Here is a 14,045-nt window from a genome sequence, read left to right as displayed (position 1 = left end):
ACGCGGTCGGTGGGCGGGGCGCACGGCGGCACACCCCGGACACGTCCGCGTCAGGGCAGCCGGCGGTTGATGGCCAGCGCGGCGAACGCCGACACCAGCGCGAACAACGTACCGGCGATCAGCCACGGCTTCGAATTGTCCCCTCGACGGGTCTCGTAACCGATCTCGTCCTGGAGCTGCTCGTAGACCTTGTTCAACTCGTCGAGGCTGGCCGCGGTGAAGAAGTCGCCACCGGACAGGTTGGCGATCTTGCGCAGCGAGTCGTCGTCGACCGGCACCGGCACCCGGTCGCCCTCGAGTTCGACGGTGCCGGTCCGGGTACCGAAGGAGATCGTGGAGACCGGGATCTTCTCCTCCTTGGCCTTCCGGGCCGCGGTGAAGGCACCCCGCGGGTCGTCGGGGTCGTCCGGGACGGTCTCCTTACCATCGGAGAGCAGTACGATCCGCGCAGGTGGTGCGCCCTCGGTCCCGCCGAGCACCGCGTTCAACGTGCTGATCTGCTGCAGGGCCGCGAAGATGCCCTCCCCGGTTGCCGTCTTGTCGTCGAGCCGCAGTTTGTCCACCGCGACCTTGGTGGCGTTGTGATCCGGCGTCGGCGACACGAGGCTGGCGGCGGTACCGGCGAAGGAGATCAGTCCGAGGTTGATGCCCTCGGTCAGCTCGTCGGCGAACTTCTTCGCCGCCTCCTGCGCCGCGCGGATCCGCGACGGCGACACGTCGGTGGCGTTCATCGACCGCGACACGTCCATCACCAGGACGACGGTCGCCTTGTTGCGCGGCACCTTGCGATCGGCCTGCGGCCCGGACAGCGCGACCGTCAACAGGATCAGCGAGACGATCAGCAGTGCGATCGGCAGGTGCCGCAGACGACTACGGTCCGCGGGCGCGACCGACTTCAGCAGGTCCAGGTTCGCGAAGGTCAGCGCACGCTGCCGCCGCCGGCGCAGCATGTAGACGTACGCGGCGCCGAGCAGCGCCACGACCAGGAGCAGGAGCAACCACCAGGGACTGGACAGCATCGACCTACCCCACCCCCGCCGCGAGGCCGCGGCGGCGTTGCGCGACGAACTTGACGGTGTCGGCGATCCACTCCCGATCCGTGCGCAACGTCAGGATCGCGCCGCCACAGCTGCGCAGGGTGCGGTGGACCCGCTGCTGGTGTGCGCGCGCCGCGGCCGCGAAGTCGCGCCGGAGGTCGTCGGTGATCGTCACGTCGTGGAGCTCCCCGGACTCCGCGTCGGCCAGGGTGACCTCCCCGATCGCCGGGAGGTCGAGATCGCGGGGGTCGAGGACCTCGACCGCGAGGAGTTCGTGGTGTGCGCCGATGGCGCGCAGCGAGCGCTCCCAGTCGATGGGGCCGAGGAAGTCGCTGATGACGACGGCGAGGCCGCGACGGCGCTGGGGCCGTCGGAGCGCCTCGATCCCCGCCTTCAGGTCACCCCGGACGCCGGGCGAGCTGCGTCGCGTGGTGGCGATGGTCTTGAGGAGGTTCTGGGCGTGCGCGCGCCCGGCACGGGCCGGTACCCGCACCACGTCGTCACCGGTCACCACCAGCGCGCCGTGCCGGTTGCCACCGCCGGTCGTGAGGTGGACCAGAGCCGCGGCCGCGGCGACGGCCAGGTCGCGCTTGGTGCAGTCGACGGTGCCGAAGTCGAGGCTGGCCGAGGCGTCGACGACGAGCCAGGTCTCGAGTTCCCGGTCGGCGATCATCTGCCGGACATGCGGCTGGGTCGTGCGTGCGGTGACCGACCACTCCATCCGCCGGACGTCGTCGCCCGGCTGATAGGCCCGCGCCTCCCCTGGTTCCGAACCCGGCCCGGGGATCAGACCCAAGTGCTCGCCCTGGAGCACGCCGTCGAGTTTGCGCCGCACGGTGAGCTCGAGCATCTTCAGCGCCGCCGTCAGCTGCGCCTCGTCGAGCAGCCCGGCGCCGAGACGCGGTAGGTCCCGATTAGCCGCCATACTGAGGTGAATTCCGGTTCGCCGGGGCCGAATTCGGGTCCATCGGACCGGCGGACTGCGGGACCTGCTGTCCCGCATACCCATTCGGCCCGTGTCCGGGATTGGGCGCCTGCTGCTGTCCGGCCGGGTACTGCCCCTGCGGCACCGGCTGCGCGCCGACCTGCGGCAGTCCGACGGTCTGCAGGACGCGGGCGATGACCTGGTCGGCATCGATCTCGTCGGCCAGTGCGTCGTAGGACAGCACGAGGCGGTGCCGCAGCACGTCGGGCATGATCTCGACGACGTCCTGCGGGATCACGTAGTCGCGTCCGCGGACCAGCGCCAGGGCGCGGGCCGCGGCCACGATGCCCAGCGTCGCACGAGGCGACGCGCCGTAGGACAGCCACGACGCGACGTCGTTCAGGCCCAGCTCGGCCGGCCGGCGGGTGGCGTTGATGACCCGGACGACGTAGTCGACGAGCGCGTGGTGGACGAAGACGTTCGCCGCGGTCCGCTGCAGGCGCAGCATCGCGGCGGGGTCGAGGACCTGGGAGGCGGTCGGCGGGACGTTGCCCATCCGATAGACGATCTCGCGCTCCTCCTCCACCGACGGGTAGTCGACGAGGACCTTGAACAGGAAGCGGTCCCGCTGCGCCTCGGGCAGCGGGTAGACACCCTCGTTCTCGATCGGGTTCTGCGTCGCCATGACCAGGAACGGATCCGGCATCGAGTACGTCTTGCCGCCGATCGAGACGTGCCGCTCGGCCATCACCTCGAGCAGTGCCGACTGCACCTTCGCGGGTGCGCGGTTGATCTCGTCGGCGAGCAGGAAGTTCGCGACCACCGGGCCGAGCTCGGTGTCGAACTCCTCGCGGCCCTGACGGTAGATACGCGTACCGATCAGGTCGGTGGGCACGAGGTCAGGGGTGAACTGCACTCGCGAGAACGACCCGCCGACGACGCGGGCGAACGTCTCGACAGCGAGCGTCTTCGCGACACCCGGCACGCCCTCGAGCAAGATGTGTCCGCGCGCGAGGAGACCGACGAGAATGCGCTCGACGAGCTGATCCTGGCCGACGATGACGCGCTTGACCTCGTAGATGGCCCGCTCGAGCAGGGCGACGTCGGCGTCGCTCAGCACCGAGCCGTCCGCTCCTGCCGCCGCGGGATCCCCCGTGGCCGCCTTGCCGAGGGAGTGCGATTCGGTCAACCCGTGCTCCTGTTCCTCTGAACTGCTGTTCCGTCGAACCGCGAGGGCCCACGGGCGGCGCGAACGCGCAGCGCGCAGGCGTCGACCCCGCGTGTCTGTGCCAGCCTAGCCGTGCCGGCTGAAAAGGTGCCAAGAAGACTCGGCGGGTGTCGGTCGTTCACAGCGCCGCCGGAACCACCACGCCTCAGAGCAGACGGACCACGTTCGGCATCGCACCGTTGGTGCGCAGCGGGGACACCTTGACCACGTCACCCGACTGCGGTGCCTCGACCATCTTGTTGTCGCCGAGGTACAGCGCGACGTGCGCACTCGCGTTGGGGCCGTAGAAGATCATGTCGCCGCGTCGCATCTGTGACAGCGGGAACTGCGGCCCCGAGGTGTACTGGTAACCGGTGTAGTGCGGCAGTTCGATCCCGACGCCGGCGAACGCGTAGATCATCAGGCCGGAGCAGTCGAAACCGATCTTGTTGTAGTCGCCGTAGCTGTCGGCCACACCGCCGTCGCGGATTCCCTGCGTCGGGCCGTTCGCGTCGCCACCGCCCCATGCGTAGGGCACGTTCAGCTGCGAGAGCGCGCGATTGACGGCGATCTCGACGGCTTGCGGACCGCGCAGCCCGGGTCGGACGACGCCGCCCCCGCCCCCGCCGCCGCCGGAGGAACTGCCGAACAATGAGCCGAGGCTCCCCGAACCGAGCCGGGCACTGAGGGTGTCGCCACCGCTGCTGCCGGTGATGTCCGCACCGCCGATGCCGAGTTCGTTCAGCAACTCGGACTGGGGCAACTGCTGCTGCCCGACCAGACCGGCGAGGATCGACGAACCGACGTCGATGGCGAGGCGCGCAGCGGCCTCCGCCGCAACGGCCAGTGCCTGGTTGTCGGTGGCGGGCGTGGCCGGCAGCGCCTTGAGCGCCCCCTCGGCCGACGGATCCGTCGGGAACAGGTTCGACAGCAGATCGCTCGCCGACGGTCCCTCGACCGTCTTCTTCGGCACGTATCCGCGAACCGTGTTGAGGCGCTTCTGAACCCGGTCGCGTTCCCCGATCAGGGTGGCCTTCCGCTTCTGCTGCGAGGCGATGGCGGCCTTCGCCTCGGTGACCGCCGCCATGGCGTCGGTCTTGCGCTGTTCGGCACTCTTGGCCGCGAAGGACGCCTGCCGGCGGGTGGCCTCGACGGCGGCGAGTCGGTTGGCCTTCTGGTTGCGGGCCACCTGCAGCCGCCGGATCATCTCCTGCTGCTTCTTGCCGACCTGATCGAGCAGTTTCATGCGGTCGAGGACGCCCTGCGGGTCCTCGGAGGCAACGTAGTTCGACATCGAACCCTGCTCGGGCCCCTGCTGGTACGCCAGGCGGGCGAACCGGTCGAACTCCTTCTGCGCGTCGACGACGGCCTTGCTCGATCGGTCGAGTTCGGTGCGTGCTCCACGCGCGGCCACCGTGGCGAGGCGCTGCTGCGCGAGCGAGTTCTGGAAGTCGACGATCGATCGGTTCACGTTCTCCTGGCGGGACGCGAGCGCCTGGTCGAGGTCGGCGATGTCCTGGTTGACCGTCGCGATCCGATTGATCAGACCGGAGATGGGCGACTCGGGCGTCTTCTTGGGTGCCGCGTCGGCATGACCCGCGCCGACCGCGCAGACGAGTGCGACAGCAAGGGCCGCCGAGACGCGCGCCGGCCATGACGCACCAGTTCTTCCTCGCCTCACCTGGAACTCCTCGCGATTCGCGGGGATCTTCCGATCCCCGGTCCGGCGACCGTCGGGGTGTCTGAACCCGCGGCGATCACGCACTGCACTTCCGCCACATCGGACCCTGTAGAGAACACAGGCATCACACGCGACATCAGAACCGTACGTCACATCAACCACACGAGAAAACCGTGTTCGTGAATTACAAAGGCGTGATTACCTGCGAAAATGCCGTGAACTGGCGAAAGATCGAACGGTCATCAAGGTCTCGAATTGGCAACAGACCGGAAGACACGCCGAGAAGGGTCCCCGCCGCGCGAGAACAAGGTGCCAGGAGCCGGGTCCACCCGCCGCGTCGCCGGCCGGCCGAGGCGGCCCTGGCCTGTCTGCTACCGGCCGGAAGCGGTCGGCTCGTGGCGTGACGCCGACGAGTCGTCCGACTCCGCGGCGGTGGCCTGCACGGGTCCCAGCGGACCGGCGGTCAGGTTCTTGCGGGTGCGGACCTGCCGCAGCCGGGCGAGCACGGCTCCGCCCGCGACGACCAGGATCAGCAGGAGGCCCACGATCGTCCAGTCCACGTTGGGACCGGTCATCGTGTCGATCATCTGTCGCGCCGCACCCGCGGGGTCGGTGAGGGTCAGGCCGTCGGTGGCCTGTTCCTGCACCACCCGGCTGAACTCCGGCGACGAACTGCCGACCGAGTTGGGGCCGAGCACGATGACGGTGCCGCCGACCTGTTCCTGCAACTGGTTCGCGACGTCGCGGTAGAGAGTGAACCGGGGCTGGACCTGGTCGATGACCACGAAGCTGACGTCATGGCCCTTCGACTGGGCGTATTCGACGACCTCGAGCATGCCGGGCAACTGTTCGGGCGTCGCCCCCGCCACGCCGTCGTCGGCGATGTCCCGCGACAGCTCACCCATGTCGACCCCGACGAGTCCGGTGAGTTCGTTGTTCTCCGCGGGAGCTGCCAGCACCAGCGTCGTCGCCTGCGGACCCATCCGCCACCCCTGCCTCTCGAGATCACCCGGGGTTGCGTGCACGTTGACGGGCGGTATCGCGCCGGCGTCGAGTGTCTCCTCGCCGAACCCCGCCCTGCACCGTACGACACAATGGACTCGTCTGGGTATTCCGGTGTCGGCAGGTCCGATCCGGCGTGTCCCGGCCTGAGCTTGGTAACAGTACGTCCGTACTGTTAGACTGGACGACGTTGTCGCGGGTGGCCCTAGCGGACATCCGATGGTGCCGGTGCAGCCCGCCGGCGCAGAACGTCAGACGGCGCGGCCCGACCGCTCCGATCGACCAGCCCGCCCGACCGCAAGTGGATCACCGAGTAATCGCCGGCGCAGCCCGCCGGCACCTGAGGAGAGTGGATTTAGACGTGAGTATCAATTCCTTCGACGCCCGCGGCACGCTGGACGTCGGCGACAACAGCTACGAGATCTACCGTCTGAACGCGGTCGAGGGCACCGGCAAACTCCCCTACTCGTTGAAGGTCCTGGCGGAGAACCTGCTGCGCACCGAAGACGGCGCCAACATCACCAAGGAACACATCCAGGCGATCGCGAACTGGGATCCGAACGCGGACCCGAGCATCGAGATCCAGTTCACCCCCGCCCGCGTGATCATGCAGGACTTCACCGGCGTGCCCTGCATCGTCGACCTCACCACGATGCGTGACGCGGTCAAGGAACTCGGCGGCGACCCGGACAAGGTGAACCCCCTCGCGCCCGCTGAGATGGTCATCGACCACTCGGTCATCATCGAGGCCTTCGGCAACGCACAGGCCTTCGAGCGCAACGTCGAGATCGAGTACCAGCGCAACGAAGAGCGCTACAAGTTCCTCCGCTGGGGCCAGGGCGCCTTCGACGACTTCCGCGTCGTGCCGCCCGGTACCGGCATCGTCCACCAGGTCAACATCGAGCACCTCGCGCGCTCGATCATGGTCCGCGACGGCGTGGCCTACCCCGACACCTGCATCGGCACCGATTCGCACACCACCATGGAGAACGGTCTCGGCGTCCTGGGCTGGGGCGTCGGCGGTATCGAGGCCGAGGCCGCGATGCTCGGTCAGCCGGTCTCGATGCTCATCCCGCGTGTCGTCGGCTTCAAGCTGACCGGCGCGGCCAAGCCCGGCGTGACCGCCACCGACGTGGTCCTCACCATCACCGAGATGCTGCGCAAGCACGGCGTCGTGGGCAAGTTCGTCGAGTTCTACGGCAACGGCGTCGGCGAGGTCCCCCTGGCCAACCGCGCCACCATCGGCAACATGAGCCCCGAGTTCGGTTCCACCTGTGCGATGTTCCCCATCGACGAGGAGACCGTGAAGTACCTGCGGCTCACCGGCCGCAGCGAGGAGACGCTCGCGCTCGTCGAGGCCTATGCCAAGGAACAGGGCATGTGGCTGGAGAAGGACGCCGAGGAGGCCGTCTACTCCGAGTACCTCGAACTCGATCTCGCCGACGTGGTGCCCTCGATCGCCGGCCCGAAGCGTCCGCAGGACCGCATCGAGCTGTGGGACGCCAAGAACGCGTTCCGCAAGGACATCCACAACTACGTCGAGAACGGCAACTCGGCCCCGCAGACGAAGCTCGACGAGGCCGTCGAGGAGACCTTCCCGGCCTCCGATCCCGCGACCCTCTCCTTCGCCGACGATGGCGCCGAGCCGCTGCACTCCGCCGCGAACAACGCCGAGGGCCGCCCGACCAAGCCGGTCCGGGTCGACTCCGAGGAGCGCGGCTCGATGATCCTCGACCACGGCATCGTGACCATCGCGTCGATCACCAGCTGCACCAACACGTCCAACCCGTCGGTCATGCTCGGTGCGGCGCTGCTCGCCAAGAAGGCCGTCGAGAAGGGCCTGACGTCCAAGCCGTGGGTCAAGACCTCGATGGCACCCGGTTCGCAGGTCGTCACCGGCTACTACGACAAGTCCGGCCTGTGGCCGTACCTGGAGAAGCTCGGCTTCTACCTCGTCGGCTACGGCTGCACCACCTGCATCGGCAACTCCGGCCCGCTGCCGGAGGAGATCTCCAAGGCGATCAACGACAACGATCTGACCGCCACCGCGGTGCTCTCGGGCAACCGCAACTTCGAGGGTCGCATCAACCCCGACGTGAAGATGAACTACCTCGCGTCGCCGCCGCTGGTCATCGCCTACGCACTGGCCGGCACGATGGACTTCGACTTCGAGACCGACGCCCTGGGCCAGGACACCGACGGCAACGACGTGTTCCTCAAGGACATCTGGCCGTCCAACGAGGAGATCGAGGCGACCATCGCCTCGTCGATCTCGCCGGAGCAGTACGCCTCCGACTACGCCGACGTCTTCAAGGGCGACGAGCGCTGGCAGAACCTGCCGACGCCGTCGGGCAAGACCTTCGAGTGGGACGACGAGTCGACCTACGTGCGCAAGCCTCCGTACTTCGAGGGCATGCAGCGTGAGCCGGCACCGGTCACCGACATCAAGGGCGCTCGCGTCCTCGCGAAGCTCGGCGACTCGGTGACCACCGACCACATCTCCCCCGCGTCGACGATCAAGCCCGGCACCCCCGCCGCGCAGTACCTCGACGCCAACGGCGTGGCTCGCAAGGACTACAACTCGCTGGGCGCCCGTCGCGGCAACCACGAGGTGATGATCCGGTCGACCTTCGGCAACATCCGCCTGCAGAACCAGCTGCTGGACGGTGTGACCGGCGGTTACACCCGCGACTTCACCCAGGAGGGTGCACCGCAGTCGTTCATCTACGACGCCGCGCAGAATTACGCCGAGCAGAACATCCCGCTCGTCGTGCTCGGCGGCAAGGAGTACGGCACCGGATCGTCGCGTGACTGGGCGGCCAAGGGCACCAGCCTCCTCGGCGTGAAGGCCGTCATCACCGAGAGCTTCGAGCGCATCCACCGCTCGAACCTCATCGGCATGGGCGTCATCCCGCTGCAGTTCCCCGAGGGCGAGTCGCACAAGTCGCTGGGCCTCGACGGCACCGAGACCTACGACATCGCGGGCATCGAGGAGCTCAACAACGGGACGACGCCGTCTACCGTGCACGTCACCGCCACCAAGGAAGACGGCTCGACGGTGGAGTTCGATGCCAAGGTCCGCATCGACACCCCGGGTGAGGCCGACTACTACCGCAACGGAGGCATCCTGCAGTACGTGCTGCGCAACATGATCAAGAGCTGACAGGAGGCACTCGACGTGCCCAAGGTCAGCGATGACCGGCTTGCCGCGCGTCGTCGGGAGATTCTCGACGGCGCGCGGCATTGCTTCGCGGAGTACGGATACGACGGCGCGACCGTCAAACGGATCGAAGAGTCCACCGGCTTGTCCCGGGGTGCGATCTTCCACCATTACCGGGACAAAGAGGCGCTGTTCCTCGCGCTCGCGCGGGAAGATGCCGAGCGCATGGCCGACGTGGCGGCCGAGCAGGGCCTGGTGCAGGTCATGCGCGACATGCTCACGCGGCCTCAGGATTTCGACTGGCTCGGCACGCGCTTGGAGATCGCGCGGAAACTACGGACAGACAACGGATTTCGTGCGGAGTGGGTGTCCTACGCGGCCGAAGTCGAGCAGGCGACACTCAGCCGGCTGGAGCGGGGTCGGCAGGCGGGGCGCCTGCGCGACGACGTCCCGACCGACGTTCTGCTCAACTACCTCGACCTCGTGCTCGACGGCCTGATCACGCGGTTGGCCACCGGCCAGCCCACCGACGATCTGCACGCGGTGCTCGACCTCGTCGAGGAGTCCGTGCGCGCACACGACTGACCTCAGTCCGGGGCCAGCAGGGACACGACCTCGTCGATCGAACGGTTCGCCGACAACCGGTAGGCCCGCACCGCCTCATCGCCGGTCAGCTGGACGACGGGATCGCCTCTCGTACCTCTCGTCGTCCAGCGTGGCGATCCGGCCACCCCTGATCCCATCGGCCGCAGCTCCGGCACCGGCAGACGGGGGTCGTTCGGGACCGGCGTGAGTCCCTGCACCTGTCGCATACGCATTCCGACGGCCGCGACCAGCCAGCACTCGGCGACGCCGACGGGTCGGATCGACGACAGGACCTGATTCGCCCCGTCGAAGGTCATGGTCATGGTGTCGGCGCGCTGTACCCGCCACATCGAGCCGACCAGGTCGAACCGTGCCATCCGGTCGTTGTGCAGATCGAACTCCACACCGAAGCCGCGCAGCGCCGCGGTGCACTCGACGGTCAGATACCTTGTCGCCGAACCGCGTTCGCGACGACGCTCGTCCTCCTCGCGTCGCCGATCACCGATCGGGCGGTACTCGCGTTCGAGGGCGCCCCGGTCCGCCGCGGCCCCCTCGGCGAGGCGCCGATGCAGCCACGCCGGGTCGATCTGCAGGAAGTACCGGTAATGAATCCGGCACGGTACGTCGTCCGCGGTCACCGGTCCGTCTCCGACGAGCATCTGCACACCGTGGTCGGCCGACCAGACGGCGGCGACCCGGCCGCCGACGTCGGCCACCCAGGACCATCCCCGAGCACGGATTTCGGGCGCCGCCGCGGCGAGAACGACACTCAGCGCCGTACCCGGCTCCACCAGGAGTGAATGTGCGTGGGAAGCGACGTCATCCCCCATCGCCACGCTGTCGCGGTCCACCTCGATCTGCAGCGCAGCCGTCACACCCCGGAGCCTAACGTCCCGCGCCGCCGGCCGACTCGCCGATCGCGCACCGCGATTGCCGGGTCGGATCAAGCCGGCCATGATCCATCCCACATAGTTGCCAGAGCTAAGGAGTTCCTAACCTTACTTAGCTCGCGCTAAGGTTCCCGAGTGAATCTCGACAAACCCGGTCCCGCCGTCTCTCGCCGGACCCTCATGCGCTCCGCGGCCGGCGTCGGCGCCCTCGCCGCGCTCGGCGCGACCGTCACCCCGGCCCAGGCGGCACCGGGGCAGACCGCGATCGTCATCGGCACCGGCTTCGGCGGCGCGGTGGCGGCACGTCGCCTCGGCGAGGCCGGCTATACGACAACGGTTTTCGAACGCGGGCGCCGGTGGCCGATCCGGCCGGACGGCAACACCTTCGCCACGACGACCAACCCGGACAAGCGCGCCGCGTGGTTCGGCAGCCCCGCCGGGGCGAGTGCAGCGAGCGGCCTCCCGGTCGAGCCGTACCCCGGCGTCCTCGACCATGTGATGGGCAACGGCGTCGAGGCCGTGTACGGCGCGGGCGTCGGCGGTGGGTCGCTCGTGTTCGGCTCCTTCACGCCCGTCCCCCGCCGACAGGACTTCGAGCACATCTTCCCGGCGGCCGCCGACTACGCGCAGCTCGCCCAGACCTACTTCCCGCGCGCGAAGGCCGGGCTCGGCGTCTCGCCGCTGCCCGCGGACATCCTCGCGCACCCCAAGTACGTCGGGGCCCGGTCCTGGCTGAAGGTGATCGAGCGCTACGGCGCGTCACCGCACTTCTTCGACTTCGCCATCGACTGGGACATCGTCCGCGACGAACTGGCCGGCCGGGCCACCCCGTCGGTGACCGCGGGCGAACTGAGCTACGGCGTCAACAGCGGCGCCAAGAGGTCTCTCGACCGCAGCTACCTGCTCGCCGCCGAACGGACCGGCAACGTCACCGTCAAGCCGATGAACGAGGTCTTCGACATCCGGCCTCGCTCGCGCCGCGCCGGATTCGTCGTCACCGCACGGGTTCTCGACGAGCAGGGCCGCACGGTACGCACCGTGACCACCGAGGCCGATCACCTCTTCATGGCCGCGGGCTCCTTCCACACCACCCGTCTGCTCGTCGAAGCGCGTGCGCAGGGGCGCCTGCCGCGATTGTCACCGCGCATCGGTGACGGCTTCGGCGTGAACGGCGACTTCCTCACCATCCGGGCGAACCCCCGCGAAGATTTCGGCGCCGTCCAGGGCGGACCGGGCTACGCACGGATCTACGAGGACAACCTGCCCGGCGGACCGGTCTCGATGGTCTATCAGGCCACCCCGCTGCCGGCACCGCTCGGCAAGGCCGCGACCACCCACCTCGTGCAGGCCCACACCGACGAACGCGGCACGATCGACTACGACCATCGCACCCGGCGGGCGCAGCTGAACTACCCCCACCCCGCCGACCGCAACGATCTCGACCGCCGGAGCAACGCCTTCATCAAGCGTTTCCACGAACGCACCGAGGGCCGTTTCGGCTTCGCCGCCAACGGAACCCACGTGTCGTCTCGCGCGCTCGGATTCGGTTCCGCGAGTACCTATCACGGGCTCGGCGGCGTCGTCATGGGTGCCGCGGCCGACACCGACGGCGCAATCCGGGGCTACGACAACCTGTGGGTCGTCGACGGTTCCTTCGTACCCGGGGCAGTCGGCCTGGTGAATCCCGCGCTGACCATCACCGCGCTCGCGGAGCGAACCATGGACAGGTTTCTCGCGACGCACTGAGGAACTGCGAAATCGGACACGACGCTAGGGTACTGTGACTCGCAACACCCCGAACGAGCGTTAGATACGGTCGTTCGGGGTGGCCATCCCTTCGTCACGAGGAGCGTCACTCTTGTTTCCTGGAGTCTTCGCGAAATCCACCCCCGACAAGCCGGCCGTCATCCGGGCCGCCACCGGCGAGGTACTGACCTACCGACAACTGGACGAGAACTCGACCCGGCTCGCCAACTACCTCGACTCCCTCGGACTCCGACGCGGCGACAACATCGCCGTGGTCTCCGCCAACGACTTCCACGTCTTCGAGGTGTACTGGGCGGCCCTGCGCAGCGGTCTGTACGTGACCGCGGTCAACCACCACCTCACCGCGGCGGAGACCAACTACATTCTCTCCGACTGCAACGCGCAGGTCCTGTTCGCCGGCGCCTCGGTCGTCGAGGCCGTGTCGGCCGCCGGCGAGATCGAGGCCCTTGCCGGCCCGGGTCGCCGCATCGTGTGGGGTGGCGATCTCGACGGCTTCGAGAATTACGACAAGGTCCTGGCCAATGCGTCGGCAGAGCCCCGCACCGACCAGCCGCGCGGCACCGACATGCTCTACTCCTCCGGGACCACCGGCCGTCCGAAGGGCATCAAGACACCGATGCCCGAAGGGCAGGTCGACCAGGTGCCCGACGCCTACACCGCGATCTTCGCACCCATGTACGGCTACGACGACTCCGCGGTCTACCTGTCCCCCGCACCGCTGTATCACGCAGCGCCGCTGCGCTATTGCGGGATGACCAACTCGGTCGGCGGGACCGTGGTCATGATGGACCGGTTCGATCCCGAAGCGGCCCTCGCCGCCATCGAGAAGTACCGCGTGACCCACAGCCAGTGGGTGCCCACCATGTTCATCCGGATGCTCAAGCTGCCCGCCGACGTCCGCTCGAAGTACGACGTCGGCAGCATGAAGATCGCCGTCCACGCGGCCGCGCCCTGCCCCGTCGAGGTGAAGCGGGCGATGATCGAGTGGTGGGGCCCGGTCATCCACGAGTACTACGCATCGACCGAGGCCGCCGGCGCGACGTTCATCGGCCCGCAGGAGGCGCTCGATCATCCCGGCTCGGTGGGCAAGCCGCTGCTCGGCGTGGTCCACATCTGCGACGAGGACGGCAAGGAACTCCCGATCGGTGAGGTCGGCCAGGTCTTCTTCGAACGCGAGGACGTGGCGTTCCAGTACCACAACGACCCGGACAAGACCCGCAAGGCCCAGCACCCCGAACACGAGAACTGGTCCACCACAGGGGATGTCGGGTACGTCGACGACGAGGGATATCTGTATCTGACCGACCGCAAGGCGTTCATGATCATCTCCGGCGGCGTCAACATCTACCCGCAGGAGGCCGAGAACGTCCTCATCAATCACCCGGCGGTGTTCGACGTCGCGGTGATCGGTGTCCCCGACCCCGACCTCGGCGAGGTCGCGAAGGCCTGCGTACAGCTCGCCGACGGCCACGAACCCACCGACCGGCTCGCCGAGCAGCTGATCGCGTTCACCACCGAGAACATCGCGGCCTACAAGGCGCCCCGGTCGGTCGACTTCGTCGACGACCTGCCGCGCACGCCCACCGGGAAGCTCGTGAAAGGCGATCTGCGCAAGCGGTATTGGCCGGAGACACCGAGCCCGTCAGCTGGTTGAGCCGCCCCACCGCTGGTCGAGCCGCCCCACCGCTGGTTTCAGTGTCAGGGTTGTCTAGCCACTTCGGTGGTGGTTGGGTTCTGACCATCAGGCATCTGGCTCTACCGCTGGTTACCGCCCCTGGCTGTATTGGGCTG

10 protein-coding genes are annotated in these 14,045 nt (G+C 68.3%); 4 read left to right on the top strand and 6 right to left on the bottom strand.

Translation table 11 applies throughout. The features are described 5' to 3' along the window. Nucleotides 1-50 precede the first annotated feature (50 nt). From FFS52_RS18540 to FFS52_RS18520, 5 genes are all read right to left on the bottom strand, one after another. Nucleotides 51-1,019, bottom strand: coding sequence for a VWA domain-containing protein (locus FFS52_RS18540; protein ID WP_137810557.1), 969 nt, complete (start codon nucleotides 1,017-1,019; stop codon nucleotides 51-53). 4 nt (nucleotides 1,020-1,023) lie between these two features. Continuing rightward, nucleotides 1,024-1,962 (bottom strand): DUF58 domain-containing protein, encoded by a 939-nt coding sequence (locus FFS52_RS18535; protein ID WP_137810556.1) that lies wholly within the window; start codon nucleotides 1,960-1,962, stop codon nucleotides 1,024-1,026. Beyond that, nucleotides 1,952-3,151, bottom strand: coding sequence for a MoxR family ATPase (locus FFS52_RS18530; RefSeq protein ID WP_137810555.1), 1,200 nt, complete (start codon nucleotides 3,149-3,151; stop codon nucleotides 1,952-1,954). Before FFS52_RS18530 ends, FFS52_RS18535 begins: the two co-directional genes overlap by 11 nt. Before the next feature lie 184 nt (nucleotides 3,152-3,335). After that, nucleotides 3,336-4,850: an NlpC/P60 family protein gene (locus FFS52_RS18525; protein ID WP_137810554.1), complete on the bottom strand. Its 1,515-nt coding sequence runs from the start codon at nucleotides 4,848-4,850 to the stop codon at nucleotides 3,336-3,338. A 371-nt stretch (nucleotides 4,851-5,221) separates the two neighbouring features. Further along, a complete protein-coding gene (locus FFS52_RS18520; protein ID WP_137810580.1) occupies nucleotides 5,222-5,833 on the bottom strand; it encodes a DUF6676 family protein in 612 nt (203 codons plus the stop codon). A 380-nt stretch (nucleotides 5,834-6,213) separates the two neighbouring features. Between FFS52_RS18520 and FFS52_RS18515 the strand changes: the two genes are divergently transcribed. Both FFS52_RS18515 and FFS52_RS18510 read left to right on the top strand, forming a co-directional pair. Then, nucleotides 6,214-9,015: an aconitate hydratase gene (locus FFS52_RS18515; protein ID WP_137810553.1), complete on the top strand. Its 2,802-nt coding sequence runs from the start codon at nucleotides 6,214-6,216 to the stop codon at nucleotides 9,013-9,015. A gap of 15 nt (nucleotides 9,016-9,030) precedes the next feature. Beyond that, nucleotides 9,031-9,597 carry a TetR/AcrR family transcriptional regulator gene (locus tag FFS52_RS18510; RefSeq protein WP_058250388.1) on the top strand — a complete coding sequence of 189 codons (567 nt, stop codon included), beginning with the start codon at nucleotides 9,031-9,033 and terminating at the stop codon, nucleotides 9,595-9,597. 2 nt (nucleotides 9,598-9,599) lie between these two features. Here the strand turns inward: FFS52_RS18510 and FFS52_RS18505 are convergent, their stop codons facing one another. Further along, complete coding sequence (locus FFS52_RS18505) at nucleotides 9,600-10,472, bottom strand: hypothetical protein (RefSeq protein ID WP_137810552.1); 873 nt, start codon at nucleotides 10,470-10,472, stop codon at nucleotides 9,600-9,602. 195 nt (nucleotides 10,473-10,667) lie between these two features. On the opposite strand from FFS52_RS18505, the gene FFS52_RS18500 reads away from it, so the two are divergent. Then, nucleotides 10,668-12,233, top strand: a complete 1,566-nt coding sequence (locus tag FFS52_RS18500) for a GMC oxidoreductase (protein ID WP_137810579.1) — start codon at nucleotides 10,668-10,670, stop codon at nucleotides 12,231-12,233. A 112-nt stretch (nucleotides 12,234-12,345) separates the two neighbouring features. Further along, a complete protein-coding gene (locus tag FFS52_RS18495; protein ID WP_137810551.1) occupies nucleotides 12,346-13,908 on the top strand; it encodes an AMP-binding protein in 1,563 nt (520 codons plus the stop codon). Nucleotides 13,909-14,045 lie beyond the last annotated feature (137 nt).

Source organism: Gordonia sp. ALPHA1B1 (assembly GCF_005502615.1).
Classification (GTDB): Bacteria; Actinomycetota; Actinomycetes; order Mycobacteriales; family Mycobacteriaceae; genus Gordonia; species Gordonia hongkongensis.
The sequence above is the reverse complement of the archived record's forward strand: the minus strand, read 5'-3'. Positions and strand labels throughout refer to the sequence as shown.

Excerpts from the sequence above, each read along its gene's own strand:
- FFS52_RS18540 (WP_137810557.1), bottom strand. The coding sequence starts at position 1,019 with ATGCTGTCCAGTCCCTGGTGGTTGCTCCTGCTCCTGGTCGTGGCGCTG.
- FFS52_RS18520 (WP_137810580.1), bottom strand. The coding sequence starts at position 5,833 with ATGGGTCCGCAGGCGACGACGCTGGTGCTGGCAGCTCCCGCGGAGAAC.
- FFS52_RS18535 (WP_137810556.1), bottom strand. The coding sequence starts at position 1,962 with ATGGCGGCTAATCGGGACCTACCGCGTCTCGGCGCCGGGCTGCTCGAC.
- FFS52_RS18500 (WP_137810579.1), top strand. The coding sequence starts at position 10,668 with ATGCGCTCCGCGGCCGGCGTCGGCGCCCTCGCCGCGCTCGGCGCGACC.